At 43.0% G+C, this 18,079-nt stretch carries 15 protein-coding genes; 11 read left to right on the top strand and 4 right to left on the bottom strand.

Going from position 1 to position 18,079, the window contains the following annotated elements; translation table 11 throughout:
• The first annotated feature begins 180 nt into the window (after positions 1–180).
• The 9 genes from AAJP47_RS09335 (at position 181) to yfaE (ending at position 7,577) form a co-directional block, all read left to right on the top strand.
• On the top strand, positions 181–558 hold the full coding sequence (locus AAJP47_RS09335) for a YbeD family protein (protein ID WP_346717641.1): 378 nt from the start codon (positions 181–183) through the stop codon (positions 556–558).
• 501 nt (positions 559–1,059) lie between these two features.
• Complete coding sequence (gene nrdA, locus AAJP47_RS09330) at positions 1,060–3,336, top strand: class 1a ribonucleoside-diphosphate reductase subunit alpha (protein ID WP_346717640.1); 2,277 nt, start codon at positions 1,060–1,062, stop codon at positions 3,334–3,336.
• Positions 3,337–3,522: 186 nt separating this feature from the next.
• Entirely contained in the window at positions 3,523–4,077 is a 555-nt protein-coding gene (locus AAJP47_RS09325) for a hypothetical protein (RefSeq protein WP_346717639.1), read from the top strand.
• Positions 4,078–4,081: 4 nt separating this feature from the next.
• Positions 4,082–4,282 carry a hypothetical protein gene (locus AAJP47_RS09320; protein ID WP_346717638.1) on the top strand — a complete coding sequence of 67 codons (201 nt, stop codon included), beginning with the start codon at positions 4,082–4,084 and terminating at the stop codon, positions 4,280–4,282.
• A 639-nt stretch (positions 4,283–4,921) separates the two neighbouring features.
• Positions 4,922–5,173 carry a type II toxin-antitoxin system Phd/YefM family antitoxin gene (locus AAJP47_RS09315; RefSeq protein ID WP_346717637.1) on the top strand — a complete coding sequence of 84 codons (252 nt, stop codon included), beginning with the start codon at positions 4,922–4,924 and terminating at the stop codon, positions 5,171–5,173.
• Positions 5,163–5,450 carry a type II toxin-antitoxin system RelE family toxin gene (locus AAJP47_RS09310; protein ID WP_346717636.1) on the top strand — a complete coding sequence of 96 codons (288 nt, stop codon included), beginning with the start codon at positions 5,163–5,165 and terminating at the stop codon, positions 5,448–5,450. Before AAJP47_RS09315 ends, AAJP47_RS09310 begins: the two co-directional genes overlap by 11 nt.
• A gap of 39 nt (positions 5,451–5,489) precedes the next feature.
• On the top strand, positions 5,490–5,846 hold the full coding sequence (locus AAJP47_RS09305) for a hypothetical protein (RefSeq protein WP_346717635.1): 357 nt from the start codon (positions 5,490–5,492) through the stop codon (positions 5,844–5,846).
• Between the two features lie 86 nt (positions 5,847–5,932).
• Complete coding sequence (gene nrdB, locus AAJP47_RS09300; protein ID WP_346717634.1) at positions 5,933–7,066, top strand: class Ia ribonucleoside-diphosphate reductase subunit beta; 1,134 nt, start codon at positions 5,933–5,935, stop codon at positions 7,064–7,066.
• Positions 7,067–7,310: 244 nt separating this feature from the next.
• The gene (yfaE, locus tag AAJP47_RS09295) at positions 7,311–7,577 is read left to right on the top strand and encodes a class I ribonucleotide reductase maintenance protein YfaE (RefSeq protein WP_346717633.1); all 267 of its coding nucleotides are present in this window, start codon (positions 7,311–7,313) and stop codon (positions 7,575–7,577) included.
• Between the two features lie 270 nt (positions 7,578–7,847).
• On the opposite strand, the gene AAJP47_RS09290 is transcribed toward yfaE, so the two are convergent.
• Positions 7,848–9,167, bottom strand: a complete 1,320-nt coding sequence (locus AAJP47_RS09290; RefSeq protein WP_346717632.1) for a S1C family serine protease — start codon at positions 9,165–9,167, stop codon at positions 7,848–7,850.
• A gap of 280 nt (positions 9,168–9,447) precedes the next feature.
• Here AAJP47_RS09290 and AAJP47_RS09285 point away from each other — a divergent pair, with 280 nt between their 5' ends.
• Positions 9,448–10,245 carry a Nif3-like dinuclear metal center hexameric protein gene (locus tag AAJP47_RS09285; RefSeq protein WP_346717631.1) on the top strand — a complete coding sequence of 266 codons (798 nt, stop codon included), beginning with the start codon at positions 9,448–9,450 and terminating at the stop codon, positions 10,243–10,245.
• A gap of 1,018 nt (positions 10,246–11,263) precedes the next feature.
• Entirely contained in the window at positions 11,264–12,469 is a 1,206-nt protein-coding gene (locus AAJP47_RS09280) for a transglycosylase SLT domain-containing protein (RefSeq protein ID WP_346717630.1), read from the top strand.
• A 137-nt stretch (positions 12,470–12,606) separates the two neighbouring features.
• Here AAJP47_RS09280 and AAJP47_RS09275 read toward each other — a convergent pair whose 3' ends face one another.
• The 3 genes from AAJP47_RS09275 to AAJP47_RS09265 form a co-directional block, all read right to left on the bottom strand.
• Positions 12,607–15,582, bottom strand: coding sequence for a LysM peptidoglycan-binding domain-containing protein (locus AAJP47_RS09275; RefSeq protein ID WP_346717629.1), 2,976 nt, complete (start codon positions 15,580–15,582; stop codon positions 12,607–12,609).
• Between the two features lie 250 nt (positions 15,583–15,832).
• Complete coding sequence (locus AAJP47_RS09270; protein ID WP_346717628.1) at positions 15,833–16,327, bottom strand: nuclear transport factor 2 family protein; 495 nt, start codon at positions 16,325–16,327, stop codon at positions 15,833–15,835.
• A 349-nt stretch (positions 16,328–16,676) separates the two neighbouring features.
• Positions 16,677–17,987 carry a hemolysin family protein gene (locus AAJP47_RS09265; RefSeq protein ID WP_346717788.1) on the bottom strand — a complete coding sequence of 437 codons (1,311 nt, stop codon included), beginning with the start codon at positions 17,985–17,987 and terminating at the stop codon, positions 16,677–16,679.
• Positions 17,988–18,079: the final 92 nt, after the last annotated feature.

Below are 18,079 nucleotides of genomic sequence, written 5' to 3'. Positions count from 1 at the left end.
ACTGTCCTGCAAATATGACCGCAAAAAACCGAGTCTATTAAGAGACTGAGTGATTAACTAAACCACTAACTGGGACACTAACTAAGACTGACTCAGATTTTGGTTTTATTAATAGCCGCGTGAAGCGCGATGGTTGCTAATCAGTATTTCCACATTTTTATAAAAAGTAAGGCACACATTATGAGCGATGATTCAAAAGACAATAGCCAAAATCCGGCAAATAAAAAATCGGTCAACGTGACTGAACTGTCGAACGACGAAACCACCTTAAAAGGTAAAAAGACAGATATTCAAAACCCTGAGCTTTGGGATTTCCCAATGAATTATCCTTTAAGCATTATTGGTCATGAAGGCGAGCACGAAAGTTTGCTTAATGAAGTCAAGCTTATCTTGGGCAGCCAGTTCCCAGATTTTGATTTGGCCTCTATCGAAGTCAAACCGTCTAGAACGGGTCGTTTTCACTCAGCACGCGTCAATTTATACCTTACAGCGGCCGATCAAGTAAACAAACTTTATGCGGCACTGGATAATGCCAAAACGGTACGGATGGTTGTCTAAATAGACAAAGCGCCTTTGGAAAATCTCAGCACCTTTTTCTTGCAAATCGTCACTCGCTATTAATAACATACGGGTGGCGATTTTTTATGGTTTGATGTACAATCTGCGCCCTCATTTTTATTGCCAGTACGCTGTTTTTAGCTTGATAATTTGCAAGCGTATAAAAAGCAAACCGTCATTCAATTTTTACAAAAAATTTATTATTTTTCTTATTCTCGTCTAACCCTTATCCCATCTTCCTTTGCCAATTTTTGAGCGGTTAGCAACATAGTTTCTTCCTAAAATCAATATAGTATTTCCAAAATTTTCCCGCTATATTGTGCCTACCTACTGACAAACACGCTATATGTAGTACTCAATGATTTTCATCATTATTCTGAGTAGCGGTAGTTTTTTGCCTAAAAAAACTTCTGTCGTGATAAAAATTATAGCGTTATAAAGAATGCCTGCCATGTATGACACGCGCAGCATCATCATAAGCAATTAACATAAGAGGCCAATATGACACATATCGACAAAATCCAAGTGACCAAACGTGACGGACGTTTAGAGCCTATTGATTTAGATAAAATTCACAAGGTAATTGCGTGGGCCGCGGACAATTTGGATAACGTGTCGGTGTCACAAGTTGAGCTAAAATCGCACATTCAGTTTTATGAAGGTATCAAGACGCGCGACATCCATGAAACCATCATCAAGTCAGCCGCTGACCTTATTTCTGAAACGACGCCGGACTATCAGTATTTAGCGGCGCGTTTGGCGATTTTCCATCTGCGTAAGATTGCTTATAACCAGTTTGAGCCACCGCATCTTTATGATCATGTCAAAACCCTAACGGACGCAGGCAAGTACGATCAACATATCCTAGCCGATTATAGCCGTGCCGAATTTGACGAGTTAGAAGAATACCTCGACCATTGGCGCGATATGAATCTTGCCTATGCCGCGGTCGAGCAAATGGCAGGTAAATACCTTGTCCAAGATCGCGTGACCAAGACTGTTTATGAAAGCCCGCAGTTCTTATATATGCTCGTTGGTATGTGTTTGTTTGCCGGTTATGACAAATCAGACCGTTTGCATTATGTCAAACGCTTCTACGATGCGACGTCACAATTCAAAATCTCGCTACCGACGCCGATCATGTCTGGTGTGCGTACGCCATCGCGTCAGTTCAGCTCGTGCGTACTGATCGAGTGCGGCGATAGCTTAGATTCAATCAACGCTACCACCAGCGCCATCGTGCGTTATGTGTCGCAGCGCGCTGGTATCGGCATCAACGCCGGTCGTATTCGCGCCCTTGGTAGCCCAATCCGTGGCGGCGAAGCGCAGCATACTGGCTGTATTCCATTCTATAAATTGTTCCAAACAGCGGTTAAATGCTGCTCACAAGGCGGCGTGCGCGGCGGTGCAGCGACCCTCTTCTACCCATTGTGGCATTTAGAAGTTGAATCACTACTGGTACTGAAAAACAACCGCGGCGTTGAAGACAACCGTGTTCGTCACATGGACTACGGCGTTCAGTTGAATAAAACCATGTATACCCGTCTGATCAAAGGTCAAGACATCTCGCTATTTTCACCAGGCGACACCCCTGGCCTCTATGATGCGTTCTTTGAGGATCAAGACAAATTCGAAGAGCTATACACCAAGTACGAAAATGATCCTAATATCCGCAGTCGTCAAATCCCAGCGGCAGATTTGTTCAGCCTAATGATGCAAGAGCGCGCCAGCACAGGCCGTATCTACATCCAAAACGTCGATCATTGCAACACGCATAGCCCATTTGACGCGACGGTTGCGCCGATTCGCCAGTCAAACCTATGTATGGAAATCGCGCTACCGACTAAGCCACTTGATAACATCAATGACGAAGCAGGTGAAATCGCCCTATGTACGCTATCAGCGGTTAACTTGGGTAAAGTCGAAAACGTCAGCGACATCGAAGAGCCAGCTGAGCTAATCGTGCGTGCGCTTGATGCCCTACTTGATTATCAAGACTATCCAGTAAAAGCCGCTCAAAATGGTAGTATGCGTCGCCGTACCTTGGGTGTGGGCGTGATTAACTACGCGTATTACCTTGCCAAAAATGGCGTGCGCTATTCAGACGACAGCGCGCTTGGTCTGACGCATCAAACATTTGAAGCATTGCAGTTCTACCTGTTAAAAGCGTCAAACAAATTGGCAAAAGAGCAAGGCGCGTGTCCTGCCTTTAATGAGACCACGTACTCGCAAGGTATCTTGCCGATTGATACATATAAAAAAGACTTGGATAAAATCTGCCAAGAGCCACTACATCTCGATTGGGAAACGCTACGTGGCGAGATTACCGCTCATGGTCTGCGCAACTCTACCCTAACCGCCTTGATGCCGTCTGAAACCTCTAGTCAGATCGCCAATGCGACCAACGGTATCGAGCCACCACGCGGTCTGGTCTCTATCAAAGCGTCAAAAGATGGCATCTTAAAGCAAGTCGTGCCTGAGATTGATAAACTAAAGGATCAGTACGAGCTACTGTGGCAAATGCCAAACAATGACGGTTACCTAAAGCTGGTCGCAGTCATGCAAAAGTTCGTCGATCAAAGTATCTCTGCCAATACCAACTACGATCCGGTTCGTTATGAAGGCAGCCGTGTACCGATGAAGATATTGCTAAAAGACTTACTAAACGCTTATAAGATGGGTGTGAAGACGTTGTACTACCATAACACGCGTGATGGTGCGAACGATGCGCAAGCGGATATGGAAGATGATTGTGCTGGTGGGGCTTGTAAGATTTAGTTTCGCGAGAGAAATTTATGAGATATAGATTTTAGGGCATTTAGTTCTATTAATAACTCCGTTACTGTTTACATAGTAAGTCAAGCCTAACAGGTACTTAAAATGATCCACAATAGTTTGAACCGTTTAGTCAATCGTAAAAAAAATTGTGTATCTAATATCAATACTATAGAAGATAGTAAAAAAATGAATAGCAATACCGATGATTGTGAATGGGAAGCTAAATACGATATAAGCATTTCTATTTTAAAAGAAGAGTATCTTCAATGTATTCAAAGGATAAGGAACGTCGATGAGAAAGCTAATAAATACATTTTAGTTATTTCGATAGTAGCTACAGGATTGTTTGTAGTTCTTTCTAGCTCTGCTGCTGATAGCTTAGTATTTGATCACTTGAATTCGATTGTTGGTTTTCTTTTGACATTGTTATTCGTAGCAACTTCTCTACTTAGTTTGATTCTTGGGATATTAATCTTTAAATATCTCCTAGACTGCTTTGAATTAGTAGAATCTAAAAAGATTAACAATATTGAAGAACTATTAAGAAATACTGTTGAATTAGATGCAAACAAGTATAAGGGAGTATTGATTACTGTATACCAAGCATCAATAAACTCCATGAATCAGACTGTTATTAACAAACAAAATCACATCAGGAAAGTTTCCAATAAAATAAGGTTTTTTATCAGCCTATTGTTTACTTCCTTGCTAATCCTAATCATATTAAAAATAATAGGTTAACATTATGTCAGAACAATCTACAACTCCACCAGGTATGGATATAGCTCATGAATATATTCAAACCTCTGCAACCAGTCAGTCTAATGATACTTCAAGTGAATATATAACGCAGACGTTGACACCTTGTATGGAAGATTATAAGCGTAATATCGATATTCATGTTTCTGTTTTCGATAGTGTAGATGGTAATAGAAATGAGAAATAAAGCTTTTGCAGTAGACGTAGATTGGGTGGAGCCTTCGACACTCAACTACTTCTATTTAATAATTTGTTGAGTGTAGTTCCTCGACGCCAACCTACTTTTAGAAAGTATCAGTTGTTGTAAGTTAAATTCATGATTTTGAAAAAGCAAGATGCTGGGCCAAAGCCTACGCAAAACATATTCAACTCTAAGGCTTATGTTGGCTCGTGATGTAGTGTATGCCTCGCGTACCATGATATAAAAAGTTTAAAGGTGCGCGAGGCGCACCCTACGCCTACTACGTCAAAATATTGGGCTTTGAATTAAATCATGAATAGAGCAAAAAGCACCTGTGATGAGTGCCAATCATCATACGTTATAGATAGCTCAAAGATGGCAAGTTTATGCCCCGATTGCGCTCACAAACTTTATGGCTATCCAAGCTGTAGTCATTATTTCAAAAATGGCGTTTGTGTAAAATGTGGTTGGAATAGTCAACAGTCTGACTATTTAAAAGACTTATAGTCATTACGCTAGCAGATACAAGCGGTAAGCGGGATTGGCTACCGCAAATATTTAATTTAACACAGTAACAAATAAGATCTAATTTTCGTGCTAAAATTAGCCCTATATTTAGAGCATAATTTTAACGGAGAATGCGGCATGCAACCGATATTTGCGACACAGACAGCGAGTATTTCAGAGCTAAAAAACAATCCCTCGGCATTGATCAAACAATCAGATGGTGAGTCGATTGCGATTTTAAACCACAACAAACCCGTGGCTTATTTGGTCTCAACAGACGTCTTTGAGCGCATGATGGAAGCGATGGACGATATGGCACTCAGCCAAACGGTCAGCACACGCATGAATGATGGGCAAACACCTATCAAGGTCTCTTTGGATGACTTATAGTCTTGAGTTTCACCCGTTAGCGTTAAAAGAATGGAAAAAGATAGCACCAAGTATCCAGCAGCAGTTTAAGAAAAAATTACAGCAGCGACTATCAAACCCTCATGTGCCTGCGTCAAAACTCTCTGGACATACTGATACTTATAAAATTAAATTACGCGCCATAGGGTATCGTTTGGTATATACCGTCAAAGATGACTTGGTAGTGGTTTATGTATTGGCAGTCGGTAAAAGAGAAAATAACAAAGTATATGACAGTCTGGCGACGCGTCAGCCATAATGAAAACACGTAAACAGCAATAAGAATAACGGAGGTTATGTGCAATATACCGCAATCATCAAAGACGGTGGGTTGTTTATCCCAAACGTATTTTCAGACCTCAACGATGGTCAGGCGCATGTTGTCCAAGTCACCGTTGATATCGACGACGTTCGTCAGCAGTTAAGTACAAGCACAGAGCAAAAATCAGACGCGCCAAGAGCACCCAAAAAACAAATAAAGAAACAGACCAAAAAAGAAGTACAAAAAGCCGTAGAAAATGCTGACTTGGGTACCCTACGCAAAAGCGCGCTTGACGAGTTAGAAGCTTTAGATGATGGTGAGCTGAGTGAAATTTTCAAAGCTTATATGAATGATGGACAAGAGTCCTCGCAGATATCATTAGAAAATCTATAATATCGTTGATACATTCAACCCAGTATTTTTACAGCAGCATTTTTAACATTCAAATCAATAACCGTATCACTTATAAAGGCAGTCCCATGACTTACTCGATTTTTTCTCAAACGCCAAACAATGCGCTAAAAGAGCCGATGTTCTTTGGTCAGCCAGTCAACGTGGCACGCTATGACCAACAAAAACACCCAATCTTTGAGCAATTGATTGAAAAGCAGTTGTCGTTTTTTTGGCGTCCAGAAGAAGTTGATGTGTCACGCGACCGTATGGACTTTAGCAATCTGTCATCGCATGAGCAGCACATATTTTTAAGCAACCTTAAGTACCAGACCCTACTCGACTCGATCCAAGGTCGTAGTCCAAACGTGGTGCTATTACCGTTGGTGTCGATTCCTGAGCTTGAGACGTGGATTGAGACGTGGTCGTTTTCTGAGACCATTCACTCACGCAGCTATACCCATATTATTCGTAATATCGTCAATGACCCCAACCTTATCTTTGACGACATTATGCAAAACCAGCACATTTTAGAGCGCGCCTCTGACATTGCTCAATACTATGACGAGCTATACCGCAACTCGCAGTTATACAGCTTGTACGGTGCTGGCACGCACAACATCAATGGCGAGCAAGTGATCGTTGATTTGAGAGCATTGAAAAAGCAGATGTATCTCTGCATTATGGCGGTCAACGTGTTAGAAGCGATTCGCTTTTATGTGTCGTTTGCCTGCTCGTTTGCGTTTGCTGAGCGTAAATTGATGGAAGGTAATGCCAAGATTATTAAGCTCATCGCGCGTGACGAAGCCCTGCATTTGACAGGTACACAGCACATGCTCAACCTCATGCGTAACGGCCGTGACGATCCTGAGATGGTCGAGATTGCCGCCGAGTGCTATGAAGAAAGTATCGAAATCTTCCGTAAGGCCGCTGAGCAAGAAAAAGAATGGGCAGGTTATCTATTCAAAGATGGCTCAATGATTGGTCTAAACAAAGACATTCTTTGCCAATATATCGAATACATCACCAACTTACGTATGGAAGCGGTCGGCCTGCCAGCGGCATTCCCTACCTCAAAATCAAACCCGATTCCGTGGATCAATACGTGGTTGTCTTCTGATAATGTGCAAGTGGCGCCGCAAGAGACAGAAATCAGCTCATACTTGGTGGGTCAGATTGACTCTGATTTATCAGACAGTGATTTTGATGACTTTGAATTATAAGAGCTTTAATTATAAAAGCTTTGAGCTATAAGAGTAAGCGATTTTAGTGTTAGCAAGATTTTATTATTCATATAAAGTCTGGTCACTATAAAAGAAATACAGCAACACTGGCATACATTTTGTGTCGCCTCTATCAGCAACGGCACAGCAAGCAAGGAAAATGGTTGCCAGTGGCTTGTTTAAACTTATATAGTACTCAAAAAAATCTGGAACATCATACAACCAGTGAAATAGGATCAATACTATGACTTGGGTAATGACCAGTAAAAAACAGTTCTATCTACATGATGATGAAAGCTTGCTTGACGGGCTACTACGCACAGGGCACGATGTCAACTATCAGTGTCGTGAGGGCTACTGTGGTAGTTGCCGAATTAAACGGATTGCCAGCTCTCATGTGGTTGATTATCCGTTTGAGCCACTTGCCATGATAGAAGACGATGAGATTCTTCCTTGCTGTTGCCGTGTGCGAGGGGTCATTTATATCAATCATGAGCTGATGATAAAGTAACTGTTCATTTATCAAAACAAATCTTCACTTATTAAAACAAGCATCAAAAAAGCGCGCTACCTTTTCAGGTAGCGCGCTTTTTATTGTATAAAACTAGGCTTAAATAAGCATCACGTAGTCATCACGATGTCATTGTAATTTGGCGCTAGGAGGTTCTTTTCTTACTTGCCATATCGTTACTGACAGAGCCTTCGAACATTCATCCTAGCATCACACTATAAAAGCGTTTAATTCTTGTCTTGTTAGATTTGAATAACTATTTTTGAATAACTATTGCGGCGCACCATTTCGTTCAAACAACTTCAATAGCTCTTCCCGCATACGGTCGCGCTCGGCCTCTGACATCATCGGTACTTCTTGCGGCTCGCCCTGTAAGTTTGGTTGACCAGATCCATCTTGCATCATGACGACCGGTTGTTCAATTGCCGCTTGCGCTGGACGCTCTTCTAACTTTATCTTCACTTGTGCATTTTTACCTTGACGCACTATTTGGGCATTTAACTCGCTATCGGGTGCCTTGCGAGCGACATACTGAATTAGCGTATTGGCATCAGTCATCTCAACACCATCAATCGTCAAAACAATATCGCCAACACGCAGCCCGCTTTTAGCAGCTGGACTACCATCAATGACATTAAGCACCTCAACACCCGTCGACGTCTCAAGCTGTGTCGGGTCACGCAGTTGTGATTGTATTTCAATCCCCAACCAACCACGGCTGACGCGACCATTCTTAATCAAGCCATTCATTACTTGCTCTACAATCGATGTTGGAATGGCAAAGCCAATCCCCATCGAGCCACCAGAGCGTGAGAAAATCAAAGTATTGATACCCACTAACTCACCATGAGCATCGACCAGTGCACCGCCCGAATTACCCGGATTGATAGCCGCATCGGTCTGGATAAAATCCTCAAACTTACTGACCCCAAGTCCCGTACGACCCGTCGCTGATATGATACCTTGCGTTACCGTCTGACCCACACCAAACGGATTACCAATCGCCAATGCCACATCGCCCACGCCAGCAGGCTCTTCACGGAAACCTAACGGTGTTAATCCCGTCATATCCACTTTAATAACCGCCAAATCACTGTCGGGATCGGTACCGATGATCTTAGCGCGGCTTTTTCGACCATCATTAAAGGCGACGATAATCTCATCTGCTTTTTCGATGACGTGGGCATTAGTCACAATGTAGCCATCTGCTGATACAACGACGCCAGAACCTAAATTGGTATTACCCTGCCCCTGTGACGGATCACCATGATCTTCAAAAAATCGGCGCAAAACAGGATCATCCATATAGGGATGCTCTGTCATCGTTTGTGTGGTATAAATATTGACAACCGACTGCGACGCACGCGCGACCGCATTATGATAAGAAGAAATAGGTGTCGGTGTATCACTGGTGGGTTCTGACGCTTTTTGTTCAGCTGGTGTGGTTCTCGGCGGCTCCCATGTATCCTTTGACGGTGACTTCATACTCATAAACAACCAGATAAATGCGGCAATCACTATTAGTAATAAAACCCAAGGTATCCATTTTAATAAGGACGCCTTGTTATTGGTGTTTCGAGATGACGACATATAAAACCTCTATAAATTTGATACACAGACGAAAATAATTTAGGTAAAAATGCTTATCCACTGAATATAACGCAGCATAGACTAGTCACTACTAACCATAAATAGCGCCGAACCCTTACATGGCATTCATTGAGCAGGCTCACGTGCGTAAATTATAACCCTCCATATCATCAAATTGTCACGTATCGTGTACCATTTCAGTTATTAGTCTTGTCTACTCTTTTACAGCTGCATGTTAAGATGGCGGTTTTAGCAATATAAAGAAAATAGGATAAGAAAAATGACTGACCACACTACGGCAACCCATACTCTGCCCAAAACCATAAGCGTACAAGACTTGACGACTTTTTGTGACGACTACCTATCGGCCAGCGCCTTTAAAGACTATGCCCCAAACGGCTTGCAAGTCGATGGTGGACGACCTGTTCAACGTATCGTGACTGGTGTTACCGCTTGTGAAGCCCTGATTGATGCGGCCATCGCTGCGGATGCAGATACGATTATGGTACATCATGGATATTTTTGGAAAGGTGAGCCTGCCCCTATTACAGGTATGAAAGGTCAACGCATTCGTAAGCTGATGCAACATGGCATCTCTATGATTGGCTATCATCTGCCTCTTGATGCGCATCCCGTCGTTGGCAACAATGCCAAACTTGCCGACGCACTGAATATGACAATCACAGGAGCGCTTTATCCCAATGAGTCACATCCTGTTGGCAATATTGCCACTTGTACGCCCCAAAGTGCGGACAATCTAATTGCTCAGATTACCCAAGCGTTAGGACGTGCGCCGCTACATATCTCCGGTAATAATAATAAGCAGATTGAACGTGTCGGTATTTGTACGGGCGGCGCTCAAGATATGATCGAGCAAGCGGCAACCATGGGCTGTGATGCGTTTATCTCTGGTGAGATATCAGAGCGTACCACGCACATTGCGCGTGAGCTTGGTATTGATTATTTTGCTTGCGGCCATCATGCAACAGAGCGTGGTGGCATTCAAGCTTTGGGTGAAGTTATTGCTGAGCAGTTTGGCTTACCTGTGATGTTCATTGATATCGATAATCCTGCTTAATTATCTGTACATTTTTTTGATTTTTGCACATTCTTACCAAAATCATGAGAGACAATCTACCAATAATAGCTGAATTTTATGATATTTCTTTTACTTTAGCACTTAGTAAAGAGGTATTTTTTAACCGTTTATAGCTCGATTGTTAAGTTTTATCGCATTTTTCTTAACTCTACTTGAATAATGTACTCGATATCCGCATATTACTCACTGAAGAAAGAACGTCTTGTCATGAGACTTCCCATTTATTACAGCTTCCGGTTATGGCGCTTCGATGATGACAATCTTCTAAAAGCTCGTTATTTTTATGTTTGATGAGTTTGTAGAACAGTCACTTAACGGTATATTTTTTCTGTCTAAAGCATTTTAATAGCGTTTTAGCAGTACAACATACCTTCATCTGAGTGTCTCGGTAACGGTTTTGCTTATCTTGATTGATAGTGTTTTTTAATTATTATCTTCTATCAAGATGACTGGCATACCCTTATGACTGAACAATGTTATATCAGCAGCGGCTGACTCTCCCATAAAAGATTAAAAGAGTCAGTAGAGGTTGATATAAACGTAGTACATTTTGAACGACTATTTTTTATCTATGGTGCTAGCATTCATTGTCAGCTTCTACGTCGTTTAATGGTTCTACGGTTTTGTTTTGATAACTTATTCATGACCTTACCCGTGTTTGATCCATCGTAGTTTTACTATTAGTTTTTTTATTATCGATGAAGGAATCATCTGATCTAACTCCTTCGCATTGTTGCGCGTTTAGATTGATAAGGCGATGCTTAACATCACCTCGCTGAATCTCGACATCGATATAAGACAGACGCTAATTAAAACTGTACCGCCCGCTTTTATAGAGTGTTTAATAGCGGCACGATGGTCAAAACAAGGTGCTTTTGTGCTTGCGGTATTTATAAGTGCACTGTCATCTGAAACGCAATGTGTAGATGTGCATGGTTTCTCAGCATCACCATTGATGTTTTAGGGTAAGCAGGATGGCTAAAATCAGGAGACATCCATGCAGCGTATTACTTATCGTGTAAAAGTATCTGCGCAAGGGACCAAACGTCGTATTTCTTATTTATTGAGTCCCTCTAAACGCCGACTAAACACTAAAAGTAACATCGTTTCATCCGTTACCCCAACTTCGACTCGTTTTGCCAGAACCAAAAAATTGGCGCAAGTTTCCAGTATTGCGCTGCTCTCGCTACCGGCTGAGAGCCTGACGACGATGGGTGTAGAAGTACCAGCTTATGACCGTGTCATGCTAGCAGACACATTGACTATTGCCGCTGTTCCAGGTGATAGCACCTACTTTGCGACCGATGGCTTCCAACATGGCTTCGGCTTTGATTTGGTACGGACCTATGCCGACGAGCTTGGTGTCGATATCAACCTTAAAGCTTACGCCAACGAGGAAGCCGCGCTAAAAGCCGTGAGATCAGGCGATGCGGATATGGCGCTGACAACGGCCAGCACGCAGCTAAAAAGCAAGCTAAATTTGGCGTCTGTCAATGTTAGCTGCGGTTATGACGCCAGCTTAACCAAAAACGGTCTACATCCAAAGGTAAGCTGGACGTTTAGTTCACCAAACGATCAGTTGTCGAAAAAAGCCAGTTATTTTTTATGTGATAGCATCAAGTTGCAAAATACGCAAAAGCTTGCTGCCTTCTATAATCAAAACTTGCTAAAAGACGCTTATAGTCAAGACCATTTCAAAAAGACGCTAACAGAAAGACTGCCCGATTATCAGTCGTCTTTTGAAGAGCAAGCTCGTAATTATAACCACGACTGGGAATTGCTAGTGGCAATGGGTTATCAAGAGTCACATCTCGATGCCAACGCCGTCTCACCGACAGGTGTGCGTGGTCTTATGATGTTGACCAACAACACCGCTAAGGCCATGGGCGTTTCAGACCGTGTTGATCCTTATCAAAGTATTGGTGGCGGTGCACGCTATTTAGAGCAAATGAAAGACGATTTTTCGGATGTACCCAAAACCGATCGTATTTGGTTTGCGCTGGCGGGTTACAACATGGGGCCCAACGCCGTAAAGAACATTCAGCGTCAATTAAGAAGTCAGGGTATTGACGATAAAAGCTGGGCTAACGTTTATGCCTATTTGGCGGATCATAGAGCTTCTAATAGCCGTTACGGTCAAGCCATGCATTATGTCAGCAACATCAGAAGCTATCTTGAAACGATAAAGACTCAGACCGTTTAGTAATGACTTTTTATGGATTGTTTTATTACTCAATCTTGAAATAAAAAAAGCTGCTCTATAAAGAGCAGCTTTTTTGTACGCTAACGTTTATGTCGTAAAGCTTATACTGCCTTCAACAACCAACCGTCGCTAATCAATTAGCGATTGGGTACGGTGAGACGTTGGCCACGCTGCAACATGGCATTGGCGGCGATGTTGTTCATCTCTGCCAGCTCTTGCGTGGATATACCATATTTACGCGCCAACCCAATTAAGCTATCCCCTGAACCAACCGTATAGCTAACCGTTACTTTAGGCACTTTAAGGGTTTGTCCACGCTGCAACTGAGCATTGGTCGCTAAATTATTAGTCGCAGCCAAGTCTTCTACTGATACGCCAAATTGACGGGCAAGTGCAATCAGACCATCGCCTGATTTGACTTTATAGCTTTCTGTATTGCCAAGCTTTTTGCCACTGCTACTCGCTGTGCTCGAAGTACTACTGCTCTGCTTAGTACTATTGGTACTAGTAGAAGCTGGTGCACTGCCACTGGCAGGAATAGTGATGGTACGTCCCAGTATCAGGTTTGAGTTGGTTTTTAAGTTGTTGGCTGAAGCCAAATCACTGATCCCAATATTGTAACGTTGCGCCACACCGGTCAAAGTATCGCCTGACTTCACTTTGTAGCTGACTGCTTTATCATTCAATTGGCGATCGACCAATTGTTTAGAGACGGGCACTTTGATCGTCTGACCGCGTTGCAAACGTGCTTTGGCATCAAAGCTGCTGTTCACTGCTGCAATCTCTGCCGGACTTACCCCTACACTATTGGCAATTCCGATCAAAGTGTCGCCTGATTTTACTTTATAGTTGGTCGTTGCAACTGAACTTGAGCTGCTTGCGCTACTCGTGCTTGTAGGCGCAGAATTAAAATCAACGCTGGCCGGTACTTTAAGCGTCTGGCCAACATATAATGAGTCTGTGCTGCCAATGCCATTCAACGAAGCCAGCGTGTCTGTTGATACATTGAACTGACGCGCAAGTGCGATTAAACCATCGCCCGCTTTGACTTTATAGTTTTTGGTAGCCGTGTTCGATCTGCTAGACGGTGCTGCTTGGGTCACTGCGGGTGCAGACACTTTACCGGGTATTAGCCACAGCTTTTGACCTCGCAGCAAATCAGCACGGCTACTTAAATTGTTATAACTTGCCAACTGAGTGACGGATAAACCAAAACGATTGGCCGTACCGATTAGCGTGTCTCCACTTTGTACCACATAGCTTTCTGGCTGCTTCGATGCCGCACTGCTTTCAGTGCTCAGAGGTTCAATGGTTTTGGCGTTATACAAATACAAGGTACTACCGGACAACAATTTCGCACTGGCATCTATTTGATTCCATTCTGCAATGTCACGCCAGCTCACGCCCGCACGGCTAGCGATATTGGACAAGGTGTCACCGCGTTTTACTGTATATGTGCTGCGCGTGCCTTGTGGTTTTGGTTTGCTCGCTGAAGAGCTGGCAAAACTCAGTTTCTTCTCTTCGCCACTGGCTTCTAAGATAGACTGCTGGGTCTGTACCGCTGATAAATTGATATTACCATCCGCGTTAACGACATTAGTCTCAGAGGTACTGGTTCGAATTTGGTTGGCAATAAAGTCGCGCTCTTCTTTACTTAGCGGTGGTTCTTGGACAATCGTATTGTTCTGTGTGATTTGAGCTGAGGTAGTCGGTAACGTGTTGCTACTCTTAAGCTCAGCATTGATTTTGTTCGTTTCTGCCGTAGTTAATGGTGGCTCAGTACGAACCGAGGTATTGTTGCTATAGCCAGAGCTGCTAGTAGGCGTGACTGACGGTGAAATATAGCTTGTCGTTTGCTGAGGCACGCTGGCATTTGCCGCATAATCAGCCAATGCACTACCTGTAGAAGGCAAAGAAGAGCTGCTATACGGTTTGCTATTATAACTTGGGGTAGTCGATGTGCTAGGGCTGCTCGTATTGTTTGATGCAAGTACATTACCCGTACCATTGCCTTTGAGCGTACTGAGTTTGGCATCGAAATTCATGCTAACGTCATTAGGAATGATGACACGCTGCGGGCCTGAAGAGTCAACACGTCCAGATGTTAGGGCAGTATTCAACCTTTCTAGCTCATCATAGTTGACCCCAGTTAACTGCGCCACTTCTGCCAAACTAACGCCGTAGTTCACTGGCACACTACGGAAATGCTGGCGGTTGGCAATGGCAGGCAAATAAACGCCATATTGCTCAGGTTTGGCAACGATTTCGGCCACTGCCAAAAAGCGCGGCACGTAGTTCATGGTTTCTGTTGGCAACCTAAGTGACCAGTAATCCGTTGGCAATCCACGTGCCGCATTGGCATCAATAGCTTTTTGAACACGGCCAGGGCCTGCATTATAAGCCGCTAATGCCAACTCCCAACTGCCGAATTGATTGTGTAGTGCTGTCAAAAAGTCATAAGCGGCACGCGTCGATTCGATAACATCGCGGCGACCATCGTATGTGCTACTTTGATTCAGACCATAAATCCGGCCAGTACTTGGAATAAACTGCCACAAACCTGCTGCTGCTGCAGTACTGGTACCACTTGGATCATAAGAGCTTTCAATCACAGGCAATAGCGCAAGCTCCGTTGGAATATTGCGACGCTCTGCTTCTCTTACCGTGTGATAAATATAGCGACTGGCACGTGCCGTTAGACGATTTAAGTAATCTTGACGACTGGTAAACCAACTCTTTTGTGCTTCGATACGCTGGTTATAAATAGGCTGACCACCATTCATGCGATAACCCGCCCGCAAGCGATTCCACAAATCACCATACTGCTGAATAGCCAACTTATTGCCTTCTACCATGGTCATATCAGAGGCTTCTAACAAATCTGCCAACTCATCCAAACTCTCCGCATCCAAATAGGCGGTTGAGTAGTCATTGCTGCCGCTTGGTTTGGCAGTCTGAGTCGTAGGACGTTTGACAATGGCTGTTGAGCTATTGGTCGCACCATTGTTTTTTACCGCAGACGTATTACTACAAGCACTAATAAGTAAAGTGGAGACCGCAAGGGTCAGTGGCAATGCAATGAATGAGCGAGAATTTGATAGCACAGTAGACATGGTATTGGAATTTTCCTAACGACGAGAAGTGGTAAGATAAAGTTGTTTGATAGTATAGTATGCAATGTAAAGCAAAGACTACTTTAATATTCGAAGACAGTGGCCAAAACTGATCTCAGCCTTGATATGACCCAATCAAAGCATTGAACCATTTAATCCTTTAAATGTTCAATGGACATACGAATAAACGTTGTGAGCCATTAACTATTGAAAACCCATCCTAAGCTATTAACTTATGGATGATCAATGATCAATTAATAGTAACCTGCGAGACTGCCCGCAATAGAACGGCGTTACCAGTAGACAAGGTCAACGTCACTCTTGATGTGGTAACAAATGAGACTTTTTGTCCATTTTTCACCCAGCTTTCATTGGTTGTCACATTGGCTTTGGCCTGTGTACCTGTTATAACGATATTATCGACAGAAATATCATAATTATAGTTAGACGTGTCGCTCCAACTGGTTTGCAATAATTTTAAATAGGCATCTTTGTCTAAGCTGGTGGATTTACCTTTTCTTGATAATGAAATCAAGGCATCATCAGAGACCAAACGCGCCACTTGATTGGTACTTTTGCTATTCGCAGCGGACTTCATGGCGGCGATATAGTTTTGTACCAATGCTTCATTCATGGTTGCTGCTTGCGCACTAATACTCACAGTGCTAGCTAAGGCAACCGCTGCTGCAACGCTCATACTTTTTATTGATAGCGCTAACCACTTTGTTTTCCATAATTGTTTCATGATAATCCTTAGCGATACTGTTTTTGTGACTGTCAAATAACGACTGCCAATGTATTTTCACTATTCTTTTAGGCTTTTGTAATTGCTCAAACGGATTAAATGCTTATAGTCATGGTGTGTTGAATGCAGTACACATTCTTACTTTAACACTCTTCATTCAACGCTTTGACTTTCCACGCTATTGTTTTAAATATTTTAAAATCCTGTTCTTTAAAACCCTATAATACTGATGGTGAGATACATGTATCATAGCGTGAGCGTATCATTCAATTATCACAGCTATGTGACACGCTGTGTAATTATTGCGACGGTTAAACGATAAAACCGATGGCGCTAAAAGACCGCTAGTCTACAGTTTGGTATTGCTACCATTGTCTTCGTAGTGCTCATCATCACTCAACTTCATACCCAAACGCTCTACGCGTCTGTCCATCATTTGTCGAGCCAACGCCTGCATGTCTTCGACACGATCGATCTCATCCACGATTTCAAGACCCAATAGCGTTTCAAACACATCTTCTAGCGTGACCAACCCTTTAACTTCACCGTACTCACCCACCGTAATCGCAATATGAATCCGATTTTTTAGCATCAGCTCAAGTAAATCAAACAGTTTCATTTTTGAAAACACAAAAGTGATTTCTCTTTTAAACTGCGTCAAAGGCTTATGCATAGCGTGGTTGACTTTTGCCAATAGCATGTCAGTTTTTAAAACAAAACCCGTAATATTATCCAAGTCCCCATCATAGATTGGTAACCGTGAGAACGTCAATCTTGGACGGTCAACCAGCAATTCCGCCACCGTTCTATTTTCTTCAAACGCTAACATCACCGAACGCGGCGTCATGATGTCTTCCACCTTGATCGCACCAAACGCCAGTAAGTTACGGATAATACGCGACTCTAACGGATCAATCTGTCCTGACTCTTCACCAATACTGGCAAGCGCCGCAAACTCACGACGACTAAACGCTTGCGGCTCTTTACCGCGTACCAGCAGTTTTGTCAGACGCTCTGAGATCCAAATGAGCGGATACAATAATAAAATAATACCGCGTACAAAATAAGCCACTATTCCGCTTATCTGACGCCAATACATTGTTCCAAGGGTCTTTGGAATGATTTCAGATAAAAATAAGATGGCTAATGTCATAAGCGCGGAGAATAATCCAAACCACGCACTACCAAATACGATAGTGGCTTGAGCACCTGCGCCAATAGACCCCAAGGTATGAGCCACTGTATTTAAGGTCAAAATAGCCGCCAACGACTGATCGATATTATCAACTTTCAAGCGTCTTAGCATATCTGCTTTTTTGGGATTGTGTTCTTGTACATCAGCGATATACGACGGTGTCATGCTGAGCAATGCAGCTTCCGACAAAGAACAAACGAAAGAGATACCGATGGCAATAACCACAAAAAATATCAATAGCAACACACTGGTGGCGGTTGGCTCTGCTATTACGTCGGTTGCTACTTCTCCCGCCCCTACTGCAAAAGCAGAATAAGGCAATAGCAACATCAGCATCGCCATCAATGCCGATAGACTACAAACGGATTTGAGCCTATTAAGACGTATAAAACGGCTTGTCGTCGGAGGAGGTTCGGCAGACGCTTCTTTATGAGCGCGCGGACGACATAATTGAGATACAAACATAGAAGTGTTGAACAAGTTGGGTAACCTAAACAGAGAAAAGGAAAAGGGAATATAAATAGGCAAGCTACATCAGAAACTAAAACAAGTATCGA

This window comes from Psychrobacter halotolerans, assembly GCF_039680845.1.
Classification (GTDB): Bacteria; Pseudomonadota; Gammaproteobacteria; order Pseudomonadales; family Moraxellaceae; genus Psychrobacter.
Note: the sequence above shows the minus strand (reverse complement) of the source record. Positions and strands in the feature narration are given on the sequence as shown.